Genomic DNA, 25,395 nt, shown 5'->3' with positions numbered 1-25,395 from the left:
TAAATACATAGGGAGATGAGCATGAAAAAGTGGGCTTGGATTGCCTTGCTGCTGTTTTTGAGTGGCTGTGCTTCGCAACCACAGCGCAAGGATGAAGAGCAGGTTCTGTCCGAGGTCGCGGCTCGGGTGCAGAGGGACGGCAACGGTGCGGCACAAGGCGGGGGCCAGGATCAGCAGTTGCTTGCCACGCGGATCAACAGTCATGGGCTGCTTCCCGATCGCCTGGTGATTGTGGCGGGCGGTGCGCGTGAGCGTTTCAATGTGCGTGACATGTTCGCCCAGGTCTCCGAGAGCCAGAGTGGCAGGTTCCTGATGTTCGGCGCCAACCCGGCACTGGACAAGGCGATTGTCGGCGGAGCATTGAGCGATCAGCGCTTTCCTCGGGTCTGGTTGTTCTTTGTCGGCGAGCCGGAGCAGGAGCAGGAAATGCGCGGCATCGTCGAAGCTGCGGGCATCAAGTATTCGTTTATCAGCAAATACAAGTGAGGGGTTCTCCCGGGCGGGCGAGGCTTGTGCGCCGTTGTGTCGAGAACACGCTGACCTGTGGCGTTCTCGCTGCCATCAGCGGTTGCATGGCGCCGTCCCTGGTTTACGAAAATGATCGCTTGGACAGCCGAATGCTGTGCACCGAAGGGGCGAAACGGGTGACGCTGACCCAGCGTTATTCCTTCGACCTGCCGGAACCCTTCCGGCACACCGTGTGTGGCACGCTGAGCAGCGGCTTCACTTACCGCAAGGACCATGATGCGTTGTCTGTCGGAACCTCGGGCTCGTTCAGCTACGGGACTGTCCAGGTCACGGCCGGGTCGCTGTACATGGGGGTCGACAGCTTCCTGAGCGGCAAGGGTGATGGCTTGCTGTACCCCAAGGAAGTATTTGCCAAGGCCAAGCTGGCGGCCCTGGCGCTGCCCGGTGGCGGGTTCCAGCCCAATCAGGCGGACTGGGTCACGCGTGGGGGTTATCAATGCCTGCGTTTCTACGAGTCGTGGAGGGGCCAGGCGGTAGGGCTGCAGGAGGATGAGGTCAAGTACTGGTGCTGGGAGGGCGAGAGTGGGCTCAAGCAACCCTTTTATGTGCATGCCGGGCAGCGTATGCCCTTGGGAGCCAAGGGCTATGATCTCGACCAGACCTTTATCCAGCCGTTTTTCCAGAGTCTGAAGATCAATCCCTTGCCGGTACCGGTGCTGGTCGAGTCGCAACGAAAGCTGCAGGCGATCTGCGCTCATGCCAAGTCCCGCTACGATCAGGGGTTGCCATGGGGGGCCGATTATCCGGACCAGCGACTGACCCTGACCGAACTGCACTACTGCGGCTACGACGTGCCGTTGCCCGACCTTTCAGCCCCGCAGCCCCAGGCCAAAACCGACTGAACCTTCAGTCGTCACAACACTCCAGTACCCCGTAAGCCCGCGCCCTTGCGGCGCCTGCCACTATTCCTCTGCGGTGAAGGCTGGCAGACTGCCGGTCTTTTCCCGCTGTTTGTCTTGAGGCTATATGCCAGCGTTTTCACAGCGTCATCTGTTGTTCATCAGTTGGATCATTATCTTTGGCGGCCTGCTGCTGGCCCTGCCGCTGCGGCTGTTGCCCAGCCTGCTGGCCGGTTTGCTGGTGTTCGAGCTGGTCAACATGCTCACGCCGCAGTTGCAGCGGCTGATCGAAGGCCAGCGTGCGCGCTGGCTGGCGGTGGCCCTGCTCGGCACCCTGGTGGTCAGCCTGCTGACCCTGCTGTTTGCCGGAGCCATCAGTTTCCTGCTGCATGAGGCGGAGAATCCCGGCGCCTCACTGGACAAGTTCATGGTGGTGGTGGACAAGGCCCGGGGCCAGTTGCCGCCGTTCCTCGATTCCTATCTGCCGGCCAGCGCCGCGGAGTTCCAGGCCGCCATCGGCGCCTGGGCCAGCAAGCACCTGAGCGAGTTGCAACTGGTGGGCAAGGACGCGGCGCACATGTTCGTGACCCTGCTGATCGGCATGGTCCTGGGGGCGATCATCGCCTTGCAGCGCATCCCCGACCTGACCAAGCGCAAGCCTCTGGCGGCGGCGCTGTTCGATCGTCTGCACCTGCTGGTCCAGGCCTTTCGCAACATCGTCTTCGCGCAGATCAAGATTTCCCTGCTCAATACTTTCTTCACTGGGATCTTCCTGGCGGTGATCCTGCCGATGTTCGGGGTCAAGCTGCCGTTGACCAAGACCCTGATCGTGCTGACGTTCCTGCTGGGCCTGCTGCCGGTGATCGGCAACCTGATCTCCAACACCCTGATCACCATCGTCGGCCTGTCGCTGTCGATCTGGGTGGCGGTGGCGGCTCTGGGCTACCTGATCTTTATCCACAAGCTGGAATACTTTCTCAACGCGCGGATTGTTGGCGGGCAGATCAGTGCCAAGTCCTGGGAGTTGCTGCTGGCGATGCTGGTGTTCGAGGCGGCGTTCGGCCTGCCCGGGGTGGTGGCGGGGCCGATCTACTACGCCTATCTGAAAAGCGAGCTGAAGCTGGCGGGGCTGGTCTGAACCCTGCCGGGCCTCAACCGCGCCCGGCATCCTCATAGGTGACCGCCTGCAGGCGATCGAGGCCTGAGCCGATATGGAAGGAGAACGGTCGGCCCAGGTGCTCGATCTTCTTCGCACATTCGCTGGTCCAGGTGTCTTGGCGACTGTCGGCACTGAAGTCGGCGGCCAGCACCTGGTCGCCCAGGTTGCCGATTTCAATCGACAATTGCAGCTTGGTCCGCAGCAGGTCGTCGGCGATCTGCTCTTCGCTCCACAGGCGAATATCGCCTTTGCTCATGCTCTCGCGCAGTTGGGCGTCCTTGACCTGCATCAGCACCGGCATGGTCTTTCTCTGGAAGTTCTGAGTGCGGTAATTGAGGTAGGCATGCTCGGGCGATTGCTCGGGGATCTGGCGCACGCTCAGCCCCTTGAAGGGCAGCTCGCCGTTCAATTGCCCCTCGATGCTGCAGATGATCTGCACCGGAACCCCGCTCTGGTTGAACAGGCCTATGGCCCGATCGAGATATTGGTAGCGAGCCGAAAGCTGCACCTCGGGCGTGATGGCCAGGTCCAGGGTGATTGGCTGCGGGGTGGCAGCCCCGGGCTGGGCTTGGAGGGTCAGGTCGATGGCCATGCTGCTGGCCGCCCGCGCCTTGATGATGTCGTCAAACAGGGCGCGCAGGGTCGCCCGCTGCTCAGGGCTCAACTCGCCGTCGAGGGCCAGATGGACCACCCGAGTGTCCTGCTCATCCAGCTCCAGCACGATCTGTTCAGGGGCGATGCCGCGGGAGCGAATCGCCTCCTTCAGCAGGGTGCTGACCTTGGCATTGATCTGCTGGCCGCGATAACCCACCGGCTGCTCGAAGTGCAGGGACATGAAGTCTTCCTTGCAGCCGGTCAGCAGCAGGGCGGTCAGTAGGGGCAGCAGTTTGCACAGGTTCATCGTTGCGGTTCCTTGCGAAATTTTTTCCCATCCCTGGGGTACGAACGTCGGGCGCGGGATGCTTAGCCGTAGCGCTTTTTGGCTTCAATCGCCAGGCCGCTACCGATGCTGCCGAAGATATTGCCTTCCACATGCCGGGCGTTGGGCAGCATCGCCGCCACGCTCTGGCGCAGTGCCGGAATGCCGCTGGAGCCACCGGTGAAGAACACCGTATCGACCTGGCTTTCGCTGACGTTGGCGTCCTGGAGCAGTTGCGTGACGCTGTTGCGGATGCGCTGCAGTTGGTTGTCGATGGACGACTCGAACAGGGCCCGGCTCAGATCGATGCTGAGGTCGCGCTCGATGCGATCCAGGGGCACCAGACGGTTATCGGCATGGGTCAGCTGGATTTTGGTTTCTTCAATCTCCATGGCCAGCCAGTGGCCTGCACGCTGCTCGATCAGCTTGAACAGTCGGTCGATGCCGCCGGTGTCCTCGATGTCATAGCGCATGCTGCCCAGGGCCAACTGGGACTTCTGTGAGTACACCGAGTTGATGGTGTGCCAGGTCGCCAGGTTCATGTGGTGGCTGGTGGGCATGTAGGCGCCGCTCTTCATCCGGCTGCCGTAACCGAACAGTGGCATCACCCCAGCGAGCGAAAGTTGCTTGTCGAAGTCGGTCCCGCCGACGTGCACACCGCCAGTGGCGAGGATGTCGTCGTGGCGGTTGTCGACCCCACGGCGCTCAGGGGACAGGCGCACCAGGGAGAAGTCCGAGGTACCACCGCCGATGTCGACGATCAGTACCAGCTCCTCGCGCTCGATGGTCGACTCGTAGTCGAAGGCCGCGGCGATCGGTTCGTACTGGAAGGACACTTCCTTGAAGCCGATCTTGCGAGCCACGTCCACCAGGGTGTTTTCGGCTTCCTGGTCGGCGTCGGCGTCGTCATCGACGAAGAACACCGGGCGGCCCAGCACCACTTCGTCGAATTCCCGACCCGCGGTGGCCTCGGCACGGCTTTTCAACTGGCCGATAAACAGCCCCAGCAGGTCCTTGAACGGCATGGCAGTGCCCAGCACGCTGGTGTCGTGCTTGATCAGCTTGGAGCCCAGCAGGCTCTTCAGCGAGCGCATCAGCCGGCCTTCGTAGCCTTCCAGGTACTCGTGCAGCGCCAGGCGGCCGTACACCGGACGGCGTTCTTCGATATTGAAGAACACCACCGAAGGCAGGGTGATCTTATCGTCCTCCAGGGCGATCAGCGTCTCCTCGCCGGGCCGCAGCCAGCCGACGGTAGAGTTGGAGGTGCCGAAGTCGATGCCGCAAGCACGGGCCGGGGAGGCGTTATTCATGTCTTTCGATCCGGTGAAAAAAACGGCCGCGAAGCGTACGCCAGTCCTCGCGCGTTGCAAAGGCCGACTATCTGCTAAATCGCAACCTGTCGTGCCTTGAAAGACTATCCTTGACCCCCAAACTTGCAGGCATGAGCCTGGCAGCTACAAGGGATCGCAAGATCCGCCCGAGGCTGCCGATAAACTTCTGATGCGCCGTTCAGTCAGAGGATTGAGATTGGTCAATCTTCATGCTGCCAGACCGGGCATGCTGTACTGCACGCCGCGCGACCTAGATAACGGATGGTGAATCCCGCGATGGACTTCAAAGACTATTACAAGATTCTCGGCGTCGAGCCGACTGCTGACGACAAGGCGATCAAGGCCGCCTATCGCAAGCTGGCACGCAAATATCACCCCGACGTCAGCAAGGAAAAGGACGCCGAGGCCAAGTTCAAGGACGCCTCGGAAGCCTATGAAGCGCTGAAAAGCGCCGACAAGCGCGCCGAGTACGACGACCTGCGCAAGTACGGCCAGCACGGCCAGCCGTTCCAGGGCCCGCCGGGCTGGCAGAGCCGTGGCGGTTTTGGCGGCGGCGATGGCGCCGATGGTGGCGATTTCTCGGACTTCTTCAGTTCGATCTTTGGTAACCGGGGGCCAGGATTCGGCGGCCCGGAGCAGCGCCGCAGCAGTGGCCGTCGTGGACAGGATGTGGAAATGGAACTGCCGATTTTTCTTGAAGAAACCTTGTCGACCGAGTCGAAGAAGATCAGCTTCCAGGTGCCGCAATACAACGCTGCGGGCCAGCACGTCAGCAATACCAGCAAGAGCCTGAACGTGAAGATTCCGGCCGGGGTCAGCGACGGCGAGCGCATCCGCCTCAAGGGCCAGGGCGCACCGGGCGTTGGCGGCGGAGCCAATGGCGACCTGTACCTGACTATCCGCTTTGCTCCTCATCCGAAGTTCGATGTCGAGGGCGAGAACCTGATCATCACCTTGCCGCTGGCCCCCTGGGAGCTGGCGCTGGGTACCGAGGTCGCGGTGCCGACCCTGACCGGCAAGATCAACCTCAAGGTTCCGGCCGGCAGCCAGAACGGCCAGCGCATGCGCGCCAAGGGTCACGGCCTGCTGAACAAGGCCGGCCACCGTGGCAACCTGTTCGTGCAGCTCAAGGCGGTGATGCCCAAGGAGGACGGGGATGAGGTCAAGGCGTTGTGGCAGGCACTGGCGAAAAAGGCTGCGTTCGATCCTCGGGAACATTTCTGATTCGACACTAGGAGGCGCTGATCATGAGTACCCTGATCGTTCAGCTGGACATGGAAGAGTTCTGTGAAGTGGCCGACCTGTCGGCGGCCTACGTGATCGAAATCGTCGAACATGGCATCCTCGAACCTCAGGGCTCGACGCCCAAGGATTGGCGTTTCAACGATTTTGAGTTGTCCCTGGCCAAGCGTGCGGCGAAGCTGCGCCGCGACCTGGACCTGGAGTGGGAAGGCGTCGCCCTGGCGCTGGACCTGCTGGATGAGGTGCGACAACTGCGCGCCGAAAACCAGATGCTCAAGCAGCGCCTGGGGCGCCTGCTGGCGGACTGACCGCCCCGTAGGAGCCGGCTTGCCGGCGAAAGGGCCCTCGGGCCTTGCGCAATCTGTGCCGACGCCTTCGCTGGCAAGCCAGCTCCTACGGTTTGCCACCCGTTCGTTGTAGGAGCCGGCTTGCCGGCGAAGAGGCCCTTGGGCCTTGCGCAACCTGTGCCGACGCCTTCGCTGGCAAGCCAGCTCCTACGGTTTGCCACCCGTTCGTTGTAGGAGCCGGCTTGCCGGCGAAGGGGCCCTCGGGCCTTGCGCAACCTGTGCCGACACCTTCGCTGGCAAGCCAGCTCCTACGGTTTGCCATCCGTTCGTCGTAGGAGCCGGCTTGCCGGCGAAAGGGCCCTTGGGCCTTGCGCAATCTGTGCCGACGCCTTCGCTGGCAAGCCAGCTCCTACGGTTTGCCCCCCGTTCGTTGTAGGAGCCGGCTTGCCGGCGAAGAGGCCCTTGGGCCTTGCGCAATCTGTGCCGACACCTTCGCTGGCAAGCCAGCTCCTACGGTTTGCCATCCGTTCGTCGTAGGAGCCGGCTTGCCGGCGAAAGGGCCCTCGGGCCTTGCGCAATCTGTGCCGACGCCTTCGCTGGCAAGCCAGCTCCTACGAGGTGGCGCGGGAAACCCGCGGCAGGATCACGGTGAAGGTGGTGCCGTCGCTGGCGTTGGAGCTGACTTCAATACTGCCCTGGTGCGCCGTCACCACTTCCTTGACGATGAACAGGCCCAGGCCAAGACTGGTGCTGGTACTGCCCAGTTCCTCGTCGGCGCTGCGCACCAAAGGGTCGAACAGGGTGTTCAGGGCTTCCTTGGGGATCGGTGTGCCATAGTTGTGCACAGTCAGCAGCACTTGTTCGGCACCGCCGGTGATGGTCACGGTCACGGTACGGCGGTTGCTACCGTGCTGCAGGGCGTTGCCAATCAGGTTCTGCAGCAACTGCTCGATGCGCCAACGGTCCCAGATGCCATGGCTATCACCGTCGAAACTCAATAACGGGGTGCAATCGGGCTGCCCGGCGCAGGCTTCATCCATGGCGGCCTTGGCCGCGCTGGCCAGGTCCATGGGGGCCGGGTCGATGGGCAGGCCATTGCCCAGGCGGCTGCGGACGAACTCCAACAAGTCGCTGACCATCGCCGCCATGTGCCGGGTGCCACTCTTGATACGAGAAACAAAGGCCTGGGCATCGCTGTCCAGCGCCACTTTGCGCGCCAGCATCTCGGTGGACATGCTCACCGCCTGCAATGGCGCCCGCAGGTCGTGGCCGAGAATCGCCAGGAAGATATCCCGCGAGCGGCTGACCTGTTCGGCATAGGCCGCTGTGGACTCGGCCAGGGCCTCGTCGATGGCTTCGTTGAAACGGATCATGTCCTGCAGATTGTTCAGGTCCGGGGTGATCAGGCTGGCGACCCACAGGCGGATCACGCTGGCCCTCAGGTGACGGAACTCCGAGGTCATTTGCACCAGGTCGAAGCCCACGTGATGGCGCAGTTCGCCATGGCTGGCGGCGGCCACATCCAGGCTGGGGGTTTTTTCCGGGCCTTCGCCCCTGGCCTTGGCCACTTGTTCACCGGGACTCTGCACGGTGCGCATGTCCCGGGCCGCGGCCAGCAGGATCGACCTGGCGTGATCGCGCAGGTCGGTGCGGGTCATGGTGCCGGGCTCGGGGGCCAGGGTCCTGGCAAATTGCTCCCATTCATCAACGATTCGATCAACGTGCTGCACGATGAAATCGGACAGGCGCATAGCCGGGCACCTTACTGGGCAGAGAGGGGAAACCGAGAGGCATCTTAGCGCCTAATCCAGCGGCTGAGTGCGCCTCAGAACAGGAAGTAGCGTTGGGCCATGGGCAGTACATCCGCCGGTTCGCACCACAGCAGAACCCCGTCCGCCTTGACCTGATACGTCTGCGGATCGACCTCGATGTTCGGCAGGTAGTCGTTGTGGATCAGGTCGGTCTTCTGCACGTTACGGCAACCCTTGACCACCGCGATGCGTTTTTTCAGCCCCAGTTGTTCCGGCACCCCGGCCTCCAGCGCGGCCTGGCTGATGAAAGTCAGGCTGGTGGCGTGGCGACTGCCGCCGTAGCTGGCGAACATCGGTCGGTAGTGCACCGGCTGTGGCGTCGGGATCGAGGCATTGGCATCACCCATCAGGCTCGCGGCAATCGCCCCGCCCTTGAGGATCAGGGTCGGCTTGACGCCGAAGAACGCCGGGCGCCAGAGCACCAGGTCGGCCCACTTGCCGATTTCGATCGAGCCCACTTCATGGCTGATGCCGTGGGTGATCGCCGGGTTGATGGTGTACTTGGCGATGTAGCGCTTGACCCGGAAATTGCTGTTGCCCGGGCCATCACCCGGCAACGGGCCGCGCTGGCGGTGCATCTTGTCGGCGGTTTGCCAGGTGCGGGTCACTACCTCGCCAACCCGGCCCATGGCCTGGCTGTCGGAGCTGATCATCGAGAACGCCCCCAGGTCGTGGAGGATATCCTCGGCAGCGATGGTTTCCCGGCGGATGCGGCTTTCGGCGAAGGCCACGTCCTCGGCGATGCTCGGGTCCAGGTGGTGGCAGACCATGAGCATGTCCAGGTGTTCGTCGATGGTGTTGCGGGTGAAGGGCCGGGTCGGGTTGGTGGAGCTGGGCAGCACGTTGGCGAAGCCGCAGGCCTTGATGATGTCCGGGGCGTGGCCGCCGCCGGCGCCTTCGGTGTGGTAGGTGTGGATGGTCCGGCCCTTGAAGGCACCGAGGGTGGTTTCGACGAAGCCGGATTCATTCAAGGTGTCGGTGTGGATTGCCACCTGCACGTCGTACGCGTCGGCCACGCTCAGGCAGTTATCGATACTCGCCGGAGTGCTGCCCCAATCCTCGTGCAGCTTGAGGCCGATGGCCCCAGCCCGGACCTGCTCGATCAGCGGTTCCGGCAGGCTGGCGTTACCCTTGCCGGTAAAGCCGATGTTCATCGCGAAGGCGTCCGCCGCCTGGAGCATGCGCGCCATGTGCCAGGGCCCCGAAGTGCAGGTGGTGGCGTTGGTCCCGGTGGCTGGCCCCGTGCCGCCACCGATCATGGTGGTGACGCCACTCATCAGCGCCTCCTCGATCTGCTGCGGACAGATGAAGTGAATATGGGTATCGATACCGCCGGCGGTGAGGATCATGCCCTCGCCGGCGATCACTTCGGTGCTGGCGCCAATGGCGATGGTCACATCGGGCTGGATATCTGGATTGCCGGCCTTGCCGATGGCGGCGATGCGCCCGTCCTTCAAGCCGACGTCGGCCTTGACGATGCCCCAGTGATCGATGATCAGCGCGTTGGTGATCAGCGTATCCACCACCTCGGCGGCCAGCAGTTGGCTCTGGCCCATGCCATCGCGGATCACCTTGCCGCCGCCGAACTTCACCTCTTCGCCGTAGGTGGTGAAATCCTTCTCCACCTCGATCCACAACTCGGTGTCTGCCAGGCGCACCTTGTCGCCCACTGTCGGGCCGAACATATCGGCATAGGCCTCACGGGAAATCTTCATCGCAGCTCCTTACAGAAAACAAAACCTGTAGGAGCTGGCTTGCCAGCGAAGGCGACCTTTCGGGCCTTTTCGCCGGCAAGCCGGCTCCTACGCGCGTGGCGTCGAGGGGGTCAGAGGTCGCCCATGATGCGCCCGGCAAAACCGAACACCCGACGATGCCCCGCCAGATCCACCAGTTCCACTTCCCGGGTCTGTCCCGGTTCGAAGCGCACGGCGGTACCCGCCGCGATATTCAAGCGCATGCCGCGGCTGGCGGCGCGATCGAAGGTCAGGGCGTCGTTGGTTTCGAAGAAGTGGTAGTGGGAGCCAACCTGGATCGGCCGGTCGCCACTGTTGGCAACGCTCAGGCTCAGGGTGCGGCGCCCGGCATTGAGTTCAATCTCGCCGGGCTGGATCTGGTATTGGCCAGGAATCATGAGGGTTGTCCCAAGGTCTTGAAGTAGATGGCAGTGGGGGTGTAGGTGCCGTCCGGGCTCTGGCAGTAGTTGGGCAGCTCGCCGACCCTTGTATAGCCCAGCGAGCGGTAGAAGTCCTCGGCGGCCGAGCCGGCCTCGGTGTCCAGGTACAACAACCCGCGCTGGTGCTGATGAGCCGCTTGCTCCAGCGCCGACATCAACTGCTGGCCGAGCCCCCGGCGCCGAGCGCTGTGCAGCACCTGGAGCTTCTGTACTTCGGCGCGGTTGCGTCCGTTGGCCTTCATGCACAGCGCCAGTTGCACGCTGGCCAGGACCTTCTCATCGTGAACCACCACCCACAACAGCAGGCTGCCGTCTTCGACACCGGCCTGCACAGTGCTGAGGTAGTCCCGGGCCTGGCTGTCGTCGAGGTCAGCCATGAAGCCGACGGACGCACCGTGTTGCACCGAGTCGAGCAGCAGGTCGATCAAACCCTGGCGGTAATGGGCAAAGCTTTCTCCATGGACTCGGCGCAGTTGGGCGGCGTTCATCGAGATTTCACTCCTTGTGAGGGGCGGGCGGTTGCGCCCCAGGGTTGAGAATCAGCTGCATGAAGGTCAGGTCCAGCCAGCGTCCGAACTTGGTGCCTACCTGAGGCATCTGTCCGGTGCTGATGAAACCCAGGCGCTGATGCAGGCGGATCGAGGCGCTGTTGCCACTTTCGATAGCGGCCACCATCACGTGTTTGTCAGCGCTGCGGGCGCGTTCCAGCAGCACCGTCATCAGTTGCGGCCCCAGGCCATTGCCACGCTGGTCACTGCGCACGTAGACCGAATGTTCCACGGTGTGGCGAAAGCCATCGAAGGGGCGCCAGTCGCCGAAAGAAGCGTAGCCGAGCACTTGTTCCTCGGGGTTGACGATCACCAGGATCGGATAGCCCTGGGCCTGGCGCGCGCTGAACCAGGCCTGGCGATTACCGAGGTCCACCGGCTGCTCGTTCCAGATCGCCGTGGTGTTGCGTACGGCGTCGTTGTAGATGTCGCGGATCGCCGGCAGGTCAGCGTGCAGCGCGTCGCGGATGCGATAGGTCATGGCACGGTCTCAGGCGATGGGTTGGTGAACGGTAACCAGCTTGGTGCCGTCGGGGAAAGTGGCTTCCACCTGGATATCCGGAATCATCTCCGGGATGCCTTCCATCACCTGTTCGCGACTGAGCAGGGTGGTGCCGTAGTGCATCAGTTGGGCCACGGTCTGCCCGTCCCGGGCACCTTCGAGCAGCGCCGCGGAAATGTAGGCAATGGCTTCCGGATAATTGAGCTTGAGGCCGCGGGCCAATCGCCGTTCGGCTACCAGGCCGGCGGTAAAGATCAGCAGCTTGTCTTTTTCGCGTGGGGTCAGGTCCATCGTGATCAATCCGTCATTGGGCAGTTAAAAGGGGCGCAGTCGCTTCATGTATTCCAGATCCTCGGCGGCACGGCCTCGCGCCCCAGCAGGGTCGGGCGCAACAGCTGCCACAGGGCGATCAGCCAGGCTCGGGCCTGCAGGGCTTCGCTGGCCAGGCAGCGGGCCACCAACAGGCCCGGCAGTTGTGTCAGGTCGCCGCGCACCGGGTGCTCCAGAGCGCGGCAGCGTTCCAGCAGTTGGCTGTCGACCTCGCCGGTGACCAGCAAGGTGGCGAACACCGGTTGGCCATCCAGGCCGATCGGCGAGTCCAGCAAACCATCGCCACCACTGATGCGCTGGCGTTCATGCCAGAGCGGTCGGCCGTCGCGGCGGATATCCAGCTGCGCCTGGAAATGCCCGTATTCGAAGCGTTCGCCACTGGCCGGGCGTCCCAGGGCAACGATGTCCCAATAGAACAACCGCGCATCCCCGTGCAATTCGATCAGGGTTGTCAGCTCGGCCTGGGCGGCGCTGAACACAATGGTCTCCTGGGGCAGCCACTCCAGGGTTGCCCCCGGCGCGACCTGCAGGTTCAGGGTCTGGCTGGCGCTGCCGGTGGCGCGATACCACTTGGCGGCCCCGGGGCTGGTCAATTGCGCCCAGGCACCGTTGTCGACACGGGCATTGATCGTCAGCCGGTCACCGCCGGCAATGCCGCCGGGAGGGTGGACGATGATGTGCTGGCAAACCTCCGGGCCTTCGGCGTACAGGTGCTTCTGCACCCGCAGCGGACCTAGATGGCGGCGCAGTACCGGGCGCGTGATAGCGCCGAACCGGGCATAGGCCAGCTCCAGCTCGGCGTGCCAACTGGGGGTGAACAGGGCGGTGGCGGCAGGTGAGTTCATGCTGGGTCGTTATCGTTAGGAGGCTACAGATTAGATCGTAACCAGGCCGCGTACACCTTCTGCCTGCATATTTTCTCCGCGGCCCTGCTGGACGATTTCGCCGCGGGACATCACCAGGTACTGGTCCGCCAGTTCGGCGGCAAAATCGTAGAACTGCTCCACCAGTAAAATGGCCATGTCGCCCTGGGCCGCGAGCTTTTTGATCACCGCACCGATCTCCTTGATCACCGAGGGCTGGATGCCTTCGGTAGGCTCATCGAGGATCAGCAGCCGCGGGCGGCTGGCCAGGGCGCGGCCGATGGCCAACTGTTGCTGCTGGCCGCCGGAAAGGTCGCCACCACGGCGTTGCTTCATCTGCAGCAGCACCGGAAACAGCTCGTAGATGAACGCCGGAACCTCTTTGGCTTCGGCGCCTGGAAAGCGCGACAGGCCCATCAGCAGGTTCTCCTCCACCGTCAGGCGAGCGAAGATCTCTCGGCCCTGTGGCACGTACGCAATCCCGGCGTGGACCCGCTGGTGCGGCTTGTAGCCGGTGATGGTCCGGCCCTCCCAGTTGACCGCGCCTTCCTTGGCCGGCAGCAGGCCCATCAGGCATTTGAGCAGGGTGGTCTTGCCCACCCCGTTGCGCCCGAGCAGGCAGGTGACTTCGCCGATCTGCGCTTCGAAGCTCAGGCCGCGGAGGATGTGGCTACCGCCGTAGTACTGGTGCAGCTGGTCGACTTGGAGCATGGTCGGGTACTCGAATCTTGTGGGAATTGCGGGGTGGTCTTCGCTGGCAAGCCAGCTCCTACGGGAGGGGGTAGGAGCCGGCTTGCCGGCGAACGGCGGTTGCGCTAACGGCCGAGGTACACCTCGATCACCCGTTGGTTTTCCTGCACCTGCTCCAGGGACCCTTCGGCCAGCACGCTGCCCTGGTGCAGCACGGTGACGTGGTCGGCAATCGAGCCGACAAAACCCATGTCGTGCTCCACCACCATCAGTGAGTGTTTGCCGGCCAGGGTCTTGAACAGTTCGGCGGTGAACTCGGTCTCGGCGTCGGTCATGCCGGCCACCGGTTCGTCGAGCAACAGTAACTGTGGGTCCTGCATCAGCAGCATGCCGATTTCCAGGAACTGCTTCTGGCCGTGGGACAGCAGGCCGGCCTGGCGCTGCGCCGAGGCCGTCAGGCGGATGGTCTCCAGCACCTGTTCGATGCGCGCTTGCTGCTCGTCGCTGAGCCGGGCGCCGAGGCTGGCCCACACCGACTTGTCGGCCTTCTGTGCCAGCTCCAGGTTCTCGAACACGCTCAGGGCCTCGAACACCGTGGGCTTCTGGAACTTGCGGCCGATCCCCGCCTGGGCGATCTGCACTTCGCTCATCTGGGTCAGGTCCAGGGTTTCGCCGAACCAGGCCTTGCCTTGGGTCGGGCGGGTCTTGCCGGTGATCACGTCCATCAGGGTGGTCTTGCCGGCGCCGTTGGGGCCGATGATGCAGCGCAGTTCACCGACGCCGATGTACAGGTTGAGGTCGTTGAGGGCCTTGAACCCGTCGAAGCTGACGCTGATGTCCTCCAGGGTCAGGATGGTTCCGTGGCGGGTGTTGAGGCCCTTGCCGGCAGCCCGGCCGAGGCCGATGGCGTCGCGGCTGGCACCTGCATCCTTATTGGGTTCGAGGATGGGTTCGAGCATGAAATCAGCCGTTGCCGTGACTCTCATTGTTCACCTCGTTTCTTCAGCAGGCCGATCACGCCCTTGGGCAGGTACAGGGTCACCACGATGAACAGCGCGCCGAGGAAGAACAGCCAGTATTCGGGAAAGGCCACGGTGAACCAGCTCTTCATGCCGTTCACCAGCCCCGCCCCCAGCAACGGACCGATCAGCGTGCCGCGTCCGCCCAGGGCGACCCATACGGCGGCCTCGATGGAGTTGGTCGGGGACATTTCGCTGGGGTTGATGATGCCCACCTGGGGCACATACAGGGCCCCGGCCAGGCCGCACAGCACTGCGCTCAAGACCCAGACGAAAAGCTTGAAGCCACGGGGGTCGTAGCCGCAGAACATCAGGCGATTCTCGGCATCGCGCAGCGCCGTCAGGACCCGGCCGAACTTGCTCCGGGCCAGGCGCCAGCCGATGTACAGGCTGGCCACCAGCAACAGCACCGTGGCCAGGAACAGCACCGCGCGGGTCCCGGGTGCGGTGATGCCGAAGCCGAGGATCGAGCGGAAATTGGTAAAGCCGTTGTTGCCGCCAAAGCCGGTTTCGTTGCGAAAGAACAGCAGCATGCCGGCGAAGGTCAGGGCCTGGGTCATGATCGAGAAGTACACGCCCTTGATCCGCGAGCGGAAGGCGAAGAAGCCGAACACCAGGGCCAGCAGCCCGGGTGCCAGTACCACCAGGCACAGGGACCAGAGGAAGCTGCTGGTGCCGGTCCAGTACCAGGGCAACTCGCTCCACGAGAGGAAGGTCATGAACGCCGGCAGGCCATCCCCCGCGGCCTGGCGCATCAGGTACATGCCCATGGCATAGCCGCCCAGGGCGAAGAACAGGCCGTGGCCCAGCGACAGCAGCCCGGCATAACCCCAGACCAGGTCCAGGGCCAGGGCGACGATGGCGTAGCAGAGGATCTTGCCTACCAGGGTCAGGGTGTAGGCCGAGACGTGCAGTGGATGGTCCGGCGCCAGCAGGGAGAGCAGTGGCAGGGCCAGCAGCAGGACGAGGAGCACGGCTCCGATGGCGACAGTGAATTTGGGCCCGGCTTTCTGGGTGGCGGTCAGCAGCAGTGGTTGATTCATCAGTCGATCACCCGTCCTTTCAATGCGAAGAGTCCCTGCGGGCGTTTCTGGATGAACAGAATGATCAGCGCGAGGATCAGGATCTTGCCGAGCACGGCACCGATCTGCGGTTCGAGGATCTTGTTGGCGATCCCCAGGCCGAAGGCCGCGAGCACGCTGCCGGCCAGTTGCCCGACCCCGCCCAGCACCACCACCAGGAATGAGTCGATGATGTAGCTTTGGCCCAGGTCAGGGCCGACGTTGCCGATCTGGCTCAGGGCTACGCCGCCGAGACCGGCGATGCCCGAACCGAGGCCGAAGGCGAGCATGTCGACACGGCCGGTAGGCACGCCGCAGCAGGCCGCCATGTTGCGGTTCTGGGTGACGGCGCGCACGTTCAGTCCCAGCCGGGTTTTGTTCAGCAGCAGCCAGGTCAGTAGCACCACCGCCAGGGCGAAGACGATGATGACGATGCGGTTGTACGGCAGCACCAGATTCGGCAGCACCTGGATGCCACCCGAAAGCCAGGCTGGGTTCGCCACTTCGACGTTCTGCGCGCCGAACAGCAGGCGCACCAATTGGATCAGCATCAGGCTGATGCCCCAGGTGGCCAGCAGGGTTTCCAGAGGGCGTCCGTAGAGATGACGGATCACCGTGCGCTCCAGGACCATGCCGATCCCGGCGGTGACGAAAAATGCCACTGGCAGCGCCAGCAGCGGGTAGTACTCGATGGCTTGGGGCGCGTAGCGCTGGAACAGCAACTGCACCACATAGGTGGCGTAGGCGCCGAGCATCAGCATCTCGCCGTGGGCCATGTTGATTACCCCCAGCAGGCCGAAGGTAATGGCCAGACCGAGGGCTGCCAGCAGCAGGATCGAACCCAGGGACAGGCCACTGAACGCCTGGCCCAGCACTTCGCCGACCAGCAGCTTGCGCTTGACCTGGGCCAGGCTGGTTTCTGCTGCGGTACGTACCGCCGTGTCGGCTTCGCCGCCCGGTTCCAGCAAGCCTTCAAGGCGGGTGCGGGCCAGCGGGTCGCCGGTTTCCCCCAGCAGGCGCACGGCGGCCAGACGTACCGCCGGGTCGTTGTCCACCAGTTGCAGGTTGGCCAGGGCCAGGCTCAGGGCATCGTGTACACCGGGGTCTTGCTCGGCGGCCAGTTGCGCATCGAGGAATTTCAGTTGCGCCGGCCTGGCGCTTTTTTGCAGTTGGCGGGCGGCATCGAGCCGGGTTGGGGCGTCGGTGGCCAGCAGTCGATGGCTGGCCAGGGCCATGTCGATCAGCCCCCGCAGGCGGTTGTTCAGGCGCAGAGTCTTGGCTTGGCCATCGAGGTTCAACTGGCCCTGTTGCAGGGCGTTGAGCAGCGCAAGGCGCGCGGGGTCGGGTTGCGCGGCCCAGGCTTCCAGCAGTTGCGCCTGTTGGTTGGAATTGGCCGCAACAAAATCTTCGGCTTCACCGGCATGGGCTGCAATGGGCAGCAGCAACAGGCAGGCGAGGATCAAACGGTAGAGGGCAGTGGGCATGGCGATGTCCTTGAAAGCACCCGGGTAACCTGTAGGAGCGAGCTTGCTCGCGATCCGCGCAGCGGCCAGCCGGGCGGTTTTCGTTGGAGGTCCTGCGGACCTCATCGCGAGCAAGCTCGCTCCTACAGGGAAGGCGTCAGGCCTGGGGCTGGATCAGTTGCTCTTGACTGCGTAGTCCGGCTTCTTGTCGTTGCCCGGGATGAACGGGCTCCAGGGCTGGGCGCGGATCGGGCCCTCGGTCTGCCACACCACGTTGAACTGACCGTCGGGCTGGATCTCGCCGATCATCACCGGCTTGTGCAGGTGGTGGTTGGTCTGGTCCATGGTCAGGGTGTAGCCCGAAGGGGCGGCGAAGGTCTGCCCGGCCAGGGCTTCGCGGACCTTGTCGACGTCGGTGGACTTGGCTTTCTCCACCGCCTGGGCCCACAGGTGGATGCCCACGTAGGTGGCTTCCATCGGGTCGTTGGTCACGGCCTTGTCCGCCCCCGGCAGGTTCTTGGCCTTGGCGTAAGCCTTCCAGTCAGCGACGAATTTCTGGTTGACCGGGTTCTCCACCGACTCGAAGTAGTTCCATGCCGCCAGGTTGCCCACCAGCGGCTTGGTGTCGATGCCGCGCAATTCCTCTTCACCCACAGAGAAGGCCACTACCGGTACATCGGTGGCTTTCAGCCCCTGGTTGGCCAACTCCTTGTAGAAGGGCACATTGGAGTCGCCGTTGACCGTGGAGATCACCGCGGTCTTGCCGCCGGCGGAGAACTTCTTGATGTTGGCGACGATGGTTTGATAGTCGCTGTGGCCGAACGGGGTGTAGACCTCTTCGATGTCCTTGTCGGCTACGCCTTTGGAATGCAGGAACGAACGCAGGATCTTGTTGGTGGTGCGTGGGTAGACGTAGTCGGTGCCCAGCAGGAAGAAACGCTTGGCGCTGCCACCGTCCTCGCTCATCAGGTATTGCACTGCCGGGATTGCCTGTTGGTTCGGCGCTGCACCGGTGTAGAACACGTTGGGCGACATTTCTTCGCCTTCGTACTGCACCGGGTAGAACAACAGGCCGTTGAGTTCCTCGAACACTGGCAGCACCGACTTGCGCGACACCGAAGTCCAGCAGCCAAACACCACTGCGACCTTGTCCTGGGTCAGCAACTGTCGGCCCTTCTCGGCGAACAGCGGCCAGTTCGAGGCCGGGTCCACCACCACCGGTTCCAGCAGCTTGCCGTTGACCCCGCCCTTGGCATTGATCTCGTCGATGGTCATCAGCGCCATGTCCTTGAGGGACGTTTCGGAGATCGCCATGGTTCCCGACAGTGAGTGCAGGATCCCCACCTTGATGGTCTCGGCGGCCTGGACGGTCCAGGTCATGCCCATCGCGGCGATCGATGCCGTGAGGGTGAAAGCCTTGAGCACGCTACGACGCTTCATTGTGCGATCTCCATGAACTCTTGAATTGTTTTGAGAGGCAGATGCGGACTACTGAAGGGCTGTTTTGCAAGGGGTGTGCCGAGTCGGCGCAAGGCATGAAAAACCTTGCTTTACGGGCAGGCGCAGGGCCGGCGATGCCCCAAGAGGAGGCCTTGAGCGGAGGATGGTGCGTGGGGGTGCGTCATTGTGGTGCTGCCGCTGGGCGGCAGCCGTGGCTGGAGGAAGGCTTCAATTCACGCCAGGGAAGGCGTCGACATACTTGATGGTGAAGTCCGGGAAAGAGTCGACGATCTGGATCTTGTAATCGGGAAAACTGTTGACGATCTTCCACTTGCCCGCCGAGTCGGGAAAGGCGTTGACCTGCTTCACCTTCAGGTCGGGAAAGGAGTTCACCACCTTGACCTTGTAGTCCGGGAAGCTGTTGACGAGCTGGATGTTGCCGTAGATTTTCGAGACATCGACAGGCGTGGCGGCCAAGGCGCCAAGAGAGGTACCGAGCAGTACTGCCAGGAGCGCGGTTTTAAGCATGAGACTCATCCTGAGAGATTGAAGGGCTAGATCTTAAAGCACGGGCAACGATTGTAGGAGCTGGCTTGCCAGCGAAGAGGCCCTCGATCCTGGCACAAGGCTCACGGGTGCCTTCGCCGGCAAGCCGGCTCCTACAGGGGCGAGCTTAGCGGCGGCGCATCAGGCCGATGAAGAACACCCCGCCAATGGCTGCGGTGGCCACACCGATGGGCAGGTCCTCGGGGGCGATCAGGGTGCGTGCGGCCACATCGACCCAGACCAGGAACAGGCTACCCAACAGTACGCATACCGGCAGCAGGCGCCGGTGCTCGGCGCCCACCAGGCGCCGGGCAATGTGCGGCACCATCAGCCCGACAAAACCGATGGAGCCGCTGATGGACACCAGCACCCCAGTCATCAGCGAGGCGATCAGGAACACCTTCAGGCGCACGTTGCGTGCATTCAGGCCCAGGGTCACGGCGGTCTGTTCACCGGCCATCAGCGCATTCAACGGGCGGGCCATGCCCAGTAGCAACAACAGCCCCAGCAACACGCTGGTGGCAGGAATCGCCAGCAGCTCCCAGCGCGCCAGGCCCAGGCCTCCGAGCATCCAGAACATCACCGCGGAACTGGCCCGGTGATCGCCCATGAACAGCAGCAGGTTGGCCGCCGCCATCATCACGAACGACACCGCCACGCCGCACAGCAGCAGGCGGTCGCTGTCGAGGCGGCCGTTGCGGGCGGCGATGCCCAGCACCAGGAGCATGCTCGCCAGGGCCCCGATAAAGGCTGCCAGGGGCAAGGTCAGCAGGCCGATGATCTGCCCCACATGCAGGACCACGATCACTGCTCCAAGGGTGGCGCCGGAGGTCACTCCCAAGAGGTGCGGATCAGCCAGTGGATTGCGGGTCACCGCTTGCAGCACCGCGCCGATCAGCGCCAGCCCGGCCCCCACCAGGGCGCCGAGGAGCATGCGCGGCACGCGGATCAGCCAGACGATATGTTCCTGGCCCGGGCTCCAGTCTGCTGCACCCAGGCCCAGGGCCTTGTGCAGGAGAATCCGCCAGACCACATCCACCGGCACCCGCGCCGGGCCAAAGCCCAGGGACAGCACGCAGGACACCAGCAGCAGGGCGCCGAGGATCAGCAACAGCCAGGCATAACGACCGTTGATCATTCGCCGTGGAAGCCCTTGGCCAGGGTTTCCACCGCCAGCACGTTGTCGATGCCCGGTGTGGCCTGCACGTAGGGGATGACGATGAAGCGCTGGTTCTTGATCGCGTCGACCCCTTGCAGGGCCGGGTTGTCGAGCAGGAACTGCTGCTTCTGTTCGGCGGTGACTTCGCTGTAGTCGACGATCACGATCACCTGCGGGTTGCGTTCGACCACGGTCTCCCAGTTGATCCGCGTCCAGCTGGCCTCGACGTCATCGAGGATGTTGTGTCCGCCAGCGGCATCGATCAGCGCTTGTGGCATGCCCAGGCGACCCGAGGTCATGGCCCGGTCTTCGCCGCTGTCATAGAGGAATACCCGGGGCTTGTCCTTGGGCAGGTCCTGCTGGACCTGCGCCACTTGCTGCTGCATCTGCGCGATCAGTGCGTTGGCGCGGTCCTGCACATTGAAGATTTTTCCCAGGTTGCGCAGGTCGTTGTAGGTGTCGTCGAGGCTGGCCGCCGGGCGCTTCATCACGAAGGCGCAGGATTCGGTCAGTTCATAGACATTGATGCCCAGCGGAGCCAGGGTCTGCGGGGTCAGGTCGCCGCCGACGCGCATGCCGTAGTCCCAGCCGGCGAAGAAGAAGTCGACGTTGGCGTTGAGCAGGGTTTCCACCGAGGGGTACTTGGCCGCCAGCTCCGGCAGGCCGTCCAGCAGGGCGCCCATTTCCGGGGTCACGGCTTTCCAGCCGCTGACCCCGCTGTAGCCCACCATGCGCGGCTTGAGCCCCAGGGCGAGCATCATTTGGGTCATGTTGATGTCATGGCTGAGGGCGTGCTGCGGTGCTTGCTTGAAGGTCACCTCGCGGTTACAGCTGTTGATGGTCAGCGGGTAACGAGTGGCCTCGGCGAAGGCCTGGGCAGCCCCCAGCGACAGGGCGATAAACAGGCTGGAGCGAAGCAGGGAGCGCAAGGTCATGGTTGGGTGATCCAGGTGATTCGTGGGTAGCCAGACAGGGGGTGGGAGTCGATCAGTGCGGCGACTCCGAACACCTCGCGCAACAGCTCGACAGTGAGCACTTCGGCAGGCGTGCCGCTGGCGACGATGCGCCCGTGATCGAGGACATACAGGCGGTCGCAGAAGGCCGCGGCCAGGTTCAGATCATGGATGCTGGCCAGGGTGCCGATGCCCAGGTGCTTGACCCGTTGCAGAAGCTCCAGCTGGTAGCGCGGGTCGAGGTGATTGGTGGGTTCGTCGAGGATCAGCAGTTGCGGCTGTTGGGCCAGGGCACGGGCCAGGATCACCCGTTGCTTTTCACCCCCGGACAAGGTGGCGAAGGCGTGATGCTCGAAGCCCAGCAGGCCCACCGATTCCAGGGCCTCGCGGGCGATACGGCGGTCCTCCAGGGTGTCGCCGTCGAACAGGCCCTTGTGCGGGGTGCGGCCCATGGCGACCACTTCCTCGACGGTCAGGCCGAAGGCGTCGGGGAACTCCTGGAGCACCACGGCGATGCGTTGTGCGCACCAGCGTGGCGACTGCTTCCACACATTGTGCTGGGCCAGTTGCACTTCGCCCTGCTGCGGTTTGCTGAAGCGATAGGCACACCGCAACAGGCTGGTCTTGCCGCTGCCGTTGGGGCCGATCAGGCCGACAAACTCCCCGGCCGCCACCTGCAGGCTGGCCTCACGCAGCTGGAACTGGTGATGACAGTGACCCTGGCCCAGGGGCGTCCAGGCCAGGTTGGTGAGGTTCAGCGAGGTCATGCCATGTCCGTGTGAGCCCCGCGCCGTGGCGTCGGGAGTAGTTAAAAGGTGTAGTCGGCGGTGACGAAGAACGAGCGCGGTTCGCCGAGTATCCATTGCTGGCCGTCATTGTATTGGCTTTGCGCGTACTGGCGGTCAAACAGGTTGTTCAATTTCAGGCCCAGGGTGGTATTGCGCAGGGCTTTCCACGACAGGGTCGCGTCCACCACGGTGTAGCCAGGCAGTTCATTCTGGTTGGCCATGTCGGCGTAGCGCGCGTCCACGTAACGCACCCCGGCACCGGCCCGCAGGTCATCGGTGATGGCCTTGCTCAGCCACAGGTTGGCGGTACGGCGGGGGACGTCCATCGGGCGATTGCCGTCGCGGGAAACCTGCTGACCGTCTACTACCTGAGTGAAGTCGTCGTACTGGGCACGGACGATGGCGGCGTTGGCCTGTAGCTGCCAGGCGTGGGGCAGTTGCAGGTCGAGGCTGGCTTCCAGGCCGTTGGACGATTGCTGGCCGACCTGATCCTTATGCTGTGGGACGCCGGCAATTTGCGGGACATCGATCAGCAGTTTCTTTTTGACAATGTGATAGGCGGCCAGGGTCCATTCGCCGCGCTGGTCCCAGAAGGCCTGCTTGAGGCCGATCTCGGTCTGTTTAGCATTGGAGAGGTCGAACTGTTGTTGGCTCGGGCTCAGGGAAATCAGTCCGCCGACGCCATCGGTGCTGGTGGAGTACTGCCCGTACAGGGAGGTATCCGGCGTCACCGCGAATACCAGCCCGGCTTTCCAGTTGTTGCCCGTCAGGGTCCTGTCATCCCGTCCGCCCTTCGCCAGGTCATCACGGTCCACATGCGCATAGTCACGGCGTATACCGGTCACCAGGGACCAGCGTTCGCTCAACTGCAGGCGGTTTTCGGCAAAGCCGGAGATTTGCCGGGTGGTGGTCTTGAACTGATCGATGTAGGGGCTGGCGCTGACAAACCCGCCCTTGGCTGGGTGATACAGGTCGATGGGATCGCCACTGCTCAGCACATCGTTGAACGGCGAATTGCTTTTCATATGAAAGCGGATTCGGTTGTAGTCCATCCCCACCAGGGTCTGGCTGTCGAGGCCGAACAGCGAGTGCTTGAAGGTGAAGGTCTGGCGATCGCCAACCTGTTCCTGCTGGTGGCCGATGCCGTAGTAACCGCTACGGGTCAGTTGGTGATCTGCAGTGTTGAAATTGTAGTTTTCGGCATTCTGCCAGCGGCGCTGGGCCTTGAGGTAGTACAGCTCGTTGCTGGCGCTGACGTTGTCGGAAATCTGCCATTCGCTGGTCAGGCGGGTCCACTGGTCGTTGTAGTGCTGCTTGTTATTGCTGACGTTGTAATTCTTGTCCCGCAGGCTCTTGTGGAATTGTCCGTCGATCAGTGGCGTGCCGAAGTAGTTCATCGGGTTCTGGTCGCCATAATCGTGGGCCAGGGTAAAGGCCAGGTCATCGCGGGCCTGCCAGCGCAGGGCGGCGCTGACGAAATCGCCGGAGGAATCGCCACGGTCGATCCAGCCGTTGCTGCGCAGGCGATTGAGGTTCAACCGGTAGCTCAAGGTGTCGTTCAGGGAGCCGCCGCTGTCCAGGGCCTGTTGCTGGCGATCGAAGGAACCGTAGCCCAGGCGCAGGTGGTTTTCGATTTCGCCGCTGAAGGGCTTTTTCGGCACGGTGTTGATCACCGCGCCAGTGGCGCCTTCGCCATACAGCACCGAGGCCGGGCCACGCAGGACGTCAACCCGTTCCACTGCCCAGCTGTCCACCGGAAAGGTCACGGTACCCATGCCGGTGTACATGCGGTTGCCGTCATAGAGCTGCATCACCGAGCTCTGCCCGGTAAAGCCCCGTGCCGACAGTGAGGTGCCACCGTCCCCCGGGGTGCCGGTGCGGCTGATTCCAGCGCTGCGCGAGACCGCGTCCTGGATACTGCGATCGCCCCGGGCGCGGATCTGCTCGCCACTGAGGCTGTCGGTGCTGGCCGGGGTTTCCAGGGCGCTGAGACCCAGGCGTGAGCCGGCGCTGGTTGGCGTCTTCAGGCTGATGTGGTCGGCGGTTTCGCTGGCTGGGGCCGAGATGGTGCCGGCGGGCAGGGTCAGGGCGGTGCCGGCCTCGGTCGCCTGGGCCAGGGACGGTAGGGCGAGCAGGCAGAGGCTGGGCAGGAGGTACTTGTTCATCGGGACGGTGAATCGCTTCTTCGAGAGGGTTGCCCGCAGTGGGGGGATACTGCGGGCAAGGATCTTACACTTAAGTGTTATAAAGTAACATTATAACTGTGCGCGGCTTAAGCGCCGAAATTGTACAGACCTCTCTAGAACGCGCATCTCAGCTGCTTCATGTTGAAGATGAGGCAGATTCAGGCCCACGGTTGAAGCGTGAGAGCAGCAGCCGATCCAGCAGCCATACCGCGATCAATGAAGCCCCCACCAACGGGAAGACCAGGGCTAGCAGAGCCATGATCAGCATCGCGGTTTTCCACTGTGGCAGATCGTGGCGCAGCGGCGGGACGCCGAGTCGACCTTGAGGACGACGCTTCCACCACATGACGATGCCGCTCACGGCACTGAGCAGGATCATCAGGCACACCACCAGCACGATGATCTGGTTGACGCGGCCGAACATCTTGCCCTCATGCAGCATCACTCCCATTTCGGTGGCCCGGGCCACGTTGCTGTAGTGCTGCCAGCGCACATCGGCGAGGACCTTGCCGGTGTATTGGTCGACATGCAAGGTGGCGTCGTTGCGTGGGTCATCGGCGAATACGGCGATGGTGAACACCCCGATCGCGGTGGTCGGCAGGGTGATGCTGTAGCCCGGCTCCACCTGGCGCTGGTGGGCGATATCCTGGACCGCCTGCAGGCTGATGCCCGGTGCTGCCGGTGCCGCATCCGCGGCGTTGTGTGCCATGTGTTCGGCGTGGTCGCCGGAGAGCGGCATCGGGGTGTTTTCCAAGGCCCAGGGCACAGTCTGACGGGTTGCGCTGTTGAGCTCTCCGGCTTGCTGGTTGGAGGTTGGCACGTTGTTCCACATCGCCACCGGGAAGCGGTTCCACAGATCGGCATACTGCTTGCCCCAGACGCCGGTCCAGGTCATGCCGCTCAGCAGCATCAGCAGCAGGAAGGCGGCGCCCCAGAAACCCAGCACGCTGTGCAGGTCGCGCCAGAACAGGCGGCCGCGAGCATTGAAGCGCGGCCACAGCACCCCCGCCGAGGATTGGCCCCGGGGCCACCACAGGTACAGGCCGGAGACCACCAGGACGATGCCCCAGCCCGCGGCCAGTTCCACCAGCCGATCACCGACGGTACCCATCATCAGTTCGCCATGAATGGCCCGGGCCACAGCCTGCAGGTTGCGCTTGGCATCCTGCTCGCCGAGCACGTCCCCGTGGTAGGGATCGATGAACACGTTGAGCTCGTGGCCCGCGTCCTGCACCACGAACTGGGCACTGCGCTCGGCGTCGATGGGTGGCAGGTACTGTTTGACCTGGCCCTTGGGATAGGCCGATTGCACCCGTTGCAGCAACTCATCGGCGCTGAGGCTGTGATGCCCGGCGGGGACTTTGAGCAGGCTGCCGTACATCAGCGGATCCAGTTGCGGCTTGAACAGGTAGACGATACCGGTCAGGGCCAGCATCACCATGAAGGGGGCGACGAACAGCCCGGCGTAGAAATGCCAGCGCCAGGCCAGGTTGTAGAAAGACACTTTGGGTCGATTCATCAGGGAACGCTCCGCAGGGCAATGGATCTGTTTTTATGG

General features: G+C 63.4%; 25 protein-coding genes. 5 read left to right on the top strand and 20 right to left on the bottom strand.

Features of this window, described 5'->3' with window-relative positions:
- Positions 1-21 precede the first annotated feature (21 nt).
- The 3 genes from GV819_RS25265 (at position 22) to GV819_RS25255 (ending at position 2,505) form a co-directional block, all read left to right on the top strand.
- Entirely contained in the window at positions 22-486 is a 465-nt protein-coding gene (locus GV819_RS25265) for a hypothetical protein (RefSeq protein ID WP_161758770.1), read from the top strand.
- 131 nt (positions 487-617) lie between these two features.
- Entirely contained in the window at positions 618-1,370 is a 753-nt protein-coding gene (locus GV819_RS25260; RefSeq protein ID WP_256667587.1) for a hypothetical protein, read from the top strand.
- 124 nt (positions 1,371-1,494) lie between these two features.
- On the top strand, positions 1,495-2,505 hold the full coding sequence (locus GV819_RS25255) for an AI-2E family transporter (protein ID WP_161758768.1): 1,011 nt from the start codon (positions 1,495-1,497) through the stop codon (positions 2,503-2,505).
- Positions 2,506-2,518: 13 nt separating this feature from the next.
- Here the strand turns inward: GV819_RS25255 and GV819_RS25250 are convergent, their stop codons facing one another.
- Together GV819_RS25250 and GV819_RS25245 are read right to left on the bottom strand one after the other, a co-directional pair.
- Complete coding sequence (locus GV819_RS25250; protein WP_161758767.1) at positions 2,519-3,427, bottom strand: hypothetical protein; 909 nt, start codon at positions 3,425-3,427, stop codon at positions 2,519-2,521.
- A gap of 62 nt (positions 3,428-3,489) precedes the next feature.
- Entirely contained in the window at positions 3,490-4,755 is a 1,266-nt protein-coding gene (locus tag GV819_RS25245) for an Hsp70 family protein (RefSeq protein ID WP_161758766.1), read from the bottom strand.
- Between the two features lie 297 nt (positions 4,756-5,052).
- Here GV819_RS25245 and GV819_RS25240 point away from each other — a divergent pair, with 297 nt between their 5' ends.
- Together GV819_RS25240 and GV819_RS25235 are read left to right on the top strand one after the other, a co-directional pair.
- The gene (locus GV819_RS25240; protein ID WP_161758765.1) at positions 5,053-6,000 is read left to right on the top strand and encodes a DnaJ C-terminal domain-containing protein; all 948 of its coding nucleotides are present in this window, start codon (positions 5,053-5,055) and stop codon (positions 5,998-6,000) included.
- A 23-nt stretch (positions 6,001-6,023) separates the two neighbouring features.
- On the top strand, positions 6,024-6,326 hold the full coding sequence (locus GV819_RS25235) for a chaperone modulator CbpM (RefSeq protein ID WP_161758764.1): 303 nt from the start codon (positions 6,024-6,026) through the stop codon (positions 6,324-6,326).
- Between the two features lie 590 nt (positions 6,327-6,916).
- Here GV819_RS25235 and GV819_RS25230 read toward each other — a convergent pair.
- The 18 genes from GV819_RS25230 to GV819_RS25145 form a co-directional block, all read right to left on the bottom strand.
- The gene (locus tag GV819_RS25230) at positions 6,917-8,056 is read right to left on the bottom strand and encodes a sensor histidine kinase (protein ID WP_161758763.1); all 1,140 of its coding nucleotides are present in this window, start codon (positions 8,054-8,056) and stop codon (positions 6,917-6,919) included.
- 74 nt (positions 8,057-8,130) lie between these two features.
- Positions 8,131-9,831, bottom strand: coding sequence for an urease subunit alpha (gene ureC, locus GV819_RS25225; RefSeq protein WP_161758762.1), 1,701 nt, complete (start codon positions 9,829-9,831; stop codon positions 8,131-8,133).
- 110 nt (positions 9,832-9,941) lie between these two features.
- Positions 9,942-10,247: an urease subunit beta gene (locus tag GV819_RS25220; protein WP_161758761.1), complete on the bottom strand. Its 306-nt coding sequence runs from the start codon at positions 10,245-10,247 to the stop codon at positions 9,942-9,944.
- Positions 10,244-10,777, bottom strand: a complete 534-nt coding sequence (locus GV819_RS25215; RefSeq protein WP_161758760.1) for a GNAT family N-acetyltransferase — start codon at positions 10,775-10,777, stop codon at positions 10,244-10,246. The genes GV819_RS25220 and GV819_RS25215 overlap by 4 nt, the downstream gene beginning before the upstream one ends.
- 7 nt (positions 10,778-10,784) lie before the next feature.
- Positions 10,785-11,318: a GNAT family N-acetyltransferase gene (locus GV819_RS25210; protein WP_161758759.1), complete on the bottom strand. Its 534-nt coding sequence runs from the start codon at positions 11,316-11,318 to the stop codon at positions 10,785-10,787.
- A gap of 9 nt (positions 11,319-11,327) precedes the next feature.
- Positions 11,328-11,630, bottom strand: coding sequence for an urease subunit gamma (locus GV819_RS25205; RefSeq protein ID WP_161758758.1), 303 nt, complete (start codon positions 11,628-11,630; stop codon positions 11,328-11,330).
- A 44-nt stretch (positions 11,631-11,674) separates the two neighbouring features.
- Positions 11,675-12,514 (bottom strand): urease accessory protein UreD, encoded by an 840-nt coding sequence (locus GV819_RS25200; RefSeq protein ID WP_161758757.1) that lies wholly within the window; start codon positions 12,512-12,514, stop codon positions 11,675-11,677.
- A gap of 30 nt (positions 12,515-12,544) precedes the next feature.
- Positions 12,545-13,243 carry an urea ABC transporter ATP-binding subunit UrtE gene (gene urtE / locus GV819_RS25195; protein WP_161758756.1) on the bottom strand — a complete coding sequence of 233 codons (699 nt, stop codon included), beginning with the start codon at positions 13,241-13,243 and terminating at the stop codon, positions 12,545-12,547.
- A gap of 104 nt (positions 13,244-13,347) precedes the next feature.
- Positions 13,348-14,208: an urea ABC transporter ATP-binding protein UrtD gene (urtD, locus tag GV819_RS25190; RefSeq protein WP_161758755.1), complete on the bottom strand. Its 861-nt coding sequence runs from the start codon at positions 14,206-14,208 to the stop codon at positions 13,348-13,350.
- Positions 14,205-15,284 (bottom strand): urea ABC transporter permease subunit UrtC, encoded by a 1,080-nt coding sequence (urtC, locus tag GV819_RS25185; RefSeq protein ID WP_161758754.1) that lies wholly within the window; start codon positions 15,282-15,284, stop codon positions 14,205-14,207. The genes urtD and urtC overlap by 4 nt, the downstream gene beginning before the upstream one ends.
- A complete protein-coding gene (gene urtB / locus GV819_RS25180) occupies positions 15,284-16,786 on the bottom strand; it encodes an urea ABC transporter permease subunit UrtB (RefSeq protein WP_161758753.1) in 1,503 nt (500 codons plus the stop codon). The genes urtC and urtB overlap by 1 nt, the downstream gene beginning before the upstream one ends.
- A 153-nt stretch (positions 16,787-16,939) precedes the next feature.
- Complete coding sequence (gene urtA, locus GV819_RS25175; protein ID WP_161758752.1) at positions 16,940-18,205, bottom strand: urea ABC transporter substrate-binding protein; 1,266 nt, start codon at positions 18,203-18,205, stop codon at positions 16,940-16,942.
- 228 nt (positions 18,206-18,433) lie between these two features.
- A complete protein-coding gene (locus GV819_RS25170; RefSeq protein WP_161758751.1) occupies positions 18,434-18,733 on the bottom strand; it encodes a hypothetical protein in 300 nt (99 codons plus the stop codon).
- A 145-nt stretch (positions 18,734-18,878) separates the two neighbouring features.
- Positions 18,879-19,889, bottom strand: coding sequence for a FecCD family ABC transporter permease (locus GV819_RS25165; protein ID WP_161758750.1), 1,011 nt, complete (start codon positions 19,887-19,889; stop codon positions 18,879-18,881).
- A complete protein-coding gene (locus tag GV819_RS25160) occupies positions 19,886-20,845 on the bottom strand; it encodes an ABC transporter substrate-binding protein (protein WP_161758749.1) in 960 nt (319 codons plus the stop codon). The genes GV819_RS25165 and GV819_RS25160 overlap by 4 nt, the downstream gene beginning before the upstream one ends.
- A complete protein-coding gene (locus GV819_RS25155) occupies positions 20,842-21,630 on the bottom strand; it encodes an ABC transporter ATP-binding protein (protein ID WP_161758748.1) in 789 nt (262 codons plus the stop codon). Before GV819_RS25155 ends, GV819_RS25160 begins: the two co-directional genes overlap by 4 nt.
- Before the next feature lie 41 nt (positions 21,631-21,671).
- On the bottom strand, positions 21,672-23,816 hold the full coding sequence (locus tag GV819_RS25150; protein WP_161758747.1) for a TonB-dependent receptor: 2,145 nt from the start codon (positions 23,814-23,816) through the stop codon (positions 21,672-21,674).
- A 157-nt stretch (positions 23,817-23,973) separates the two neighbouring features.
- Positions 23,974-25,356 carry a PepSY-associated TM helix domain-containing protein gene (locus GV819_RS25145; protein ID WP_161758746.1) on the bottom strand — a complete coding sequence of 461 codons (1,383 nt, stop codon included), beginning with the start codon at positions 25,354-25,356 and terminating at the stop codon, positions 23,974-23,976.
- Positions 25,357-25,395: the final 39 nt, after the last annotated feature.

It is taken from the genome of Pseudomonas sp. Fl5BN2, assembly GCF_009908205.1.
Lineage (GTDB): Bacteria > Pseudomonadota > Gammaproteobacteria > Pseudomonadales > Pseudomonadaceae > Aquipseudomonas.
Note: the sequence above shows the minus strand (reverse complement) of the source record. Positions and strands in the feature narration are given on the sequence as shown.

Coding starts and splice junctions, on each gene's coding strand:
- urtD (WP_161758755.1), bottom strand. CDS start 14,208: ATGAGAGTCACGGCAACGGCTGATTTCATGCTCGAACCCATCCTCGAA.
- GV819_RS25200 (WP_161758757.1), bottom strand. CDS start 12,514: ATGAACTCACCTGCCGCCACCGCCCTGTTCACCCCCAGTTGGCACGCC.
- GV819_RS25265 (WP_161758770.1), top strand. CDS start 22: ATGAAAAAGTGGGCTTGGATTGCCTTGCTGCTGTTTTTGAGTGGCTGT.
- GV819_RS25215 (WP_161758760.1), bottom strand. CDS start 10,777: ATGAACGCCGCCCAACTGCGCCGAGTCCATGGAGAAAGCTTTGCCCAT.
- GV819_RS25160 (WP_161758749.1), bottom strand. CDS start 20,845: ATGACCTTGCGCTCCCTGCTTCGCTCCAGCCTGTTTATCGCCCTGTCG.
- GV819_RS25250 (WP_161758767.1), bottom strand. CDS start 3,427: ATGAACCTGTGCAAACTGCTGCCCCTACTGACCGCCCTGCTGCTGACC.
- GV819_RS25260 (WP_256667587.1), top strand. CDS start 618: ATGCTGTGCACCGAAGGGGCGAAACGGGTGACGCTGACCCAGCGTTAT.
- GV819_RS25205 (WP_161758758.1), bottom strand. CDS start 11,630: ATGGACCTGACCCCACGCGAAAAAGACAAGCTGCTGATCTTTACCGCC.
- GV819_RS25155 (WP_161758748.1), bottom strand. CDS start 21,630: ATGACCTCGCTGAACCTCACCAACCTGGCCTGGACGCCCCTGGGCCAG.
- GV819_RS25240 (WP_161758765.1), top strand. CDS start 5,053: ATGGACTTCAAAGACTATTACAAGATTCTCGGCGTCGAGCCGACTGCT.
- GV819_RS25210 (WP_161758759.1), bottom strand. CDS start 11,318: ATGACCTATCGCATCCGCGACGCGCTGCACGCTGACCTGCCGGCGATC.
- GV819_RS25245 (WP_161758766.1), bottom strand. CDS start 4,755: ATGAATAACGCCTCCCCGGCCCGTGCTTGCGGCATCGACTTCGGCACC.
- GV819_RS25220 (WP_161758761.1), bottom strand. CDS start 10,247: ATGATTCCTGGCCAATACCAGATCCAGCCCGGCGAGATTGAACTCAAT.
- urtA (WP_161758752.1), bottom strand. CDS start 18,205: ATGAAGCGTCGTAGCGTGCTCAAGGCTTTCACCCTCACGGCATCGATC.
- urtC (WP_161758754.1), bottom strand. CDS start 15,284: ATGAATCAACCACTGCTGCTGACCGCCACCCAGAAAGCCGGGCCCAAA.
- GV819_RS25165 (WP_161758750.1), bottom strand. CDS start 19,889: ATGATCAACGGTCGTTATGCCTGGCTGTTGCTGATCCTCGGCGCCCTG.
- GV819_RS25255 (WP_161758768.1), top strand. CDS start 1,495: ATGCCAGCGTTTTCACAGCGTCATCTGTTGTTCATCAGTTGGATCATT.
- GV819_RS25145 (WP_161758746.1), bottom strand. CDS start 25,356: ATGAATCGACCCAAAGTGTCTTTCTACAACCTGGCCTGGCGCTGGCAT.
- ureC (WP_161758762.1), bottom strand. CDS start 9,831: ATGAAGATTTCCCGTGAGGCCTATGCCGATATGTTCGGCCCGACAGTG.
- urtE (WP_161758756.1), bottom strand. CDS start 13,243: ATGCTCCAAGTCGACCAGCTGCACCAGTACTACGGCGGTAGCCACATC.
- GV819_RS25170 (WP_161758751.1), bottom strand. CDS start 18,733: ATGCTTAAAACCGCGCTCCTGGCAGTACTGCTCGGTACCTCTCTTGGC.
- urtB (WP_161758753.1), bottom strand. CDS start 16,786: ATGCCCACTGCCCTCTACCGTTTGATCCTCGCCTGCCTGTTGCTGCTG.
- GV819_RS25150 (WP_161758747.1), bottom strand. CDS start 23,816: ATGAACAAGTACCTCCTGCCCAGCCTCTGCCTGCTCGCCCTACCGTCC.
- GV819_RS25235 (WP_161758764.1), top strand. CDS start 6,024: ATGAGTACCCTGATCGTTCAGCTGGACATGGAAGAGTTCTGTGAAGTG.
- GV819_RS25230 (WP_161758763.1), bottom strand. CDS start 8,056: ATGCGCCTGTCCGATTTCATCGTGCAGCACGTTGATCGAATCGTTGAT.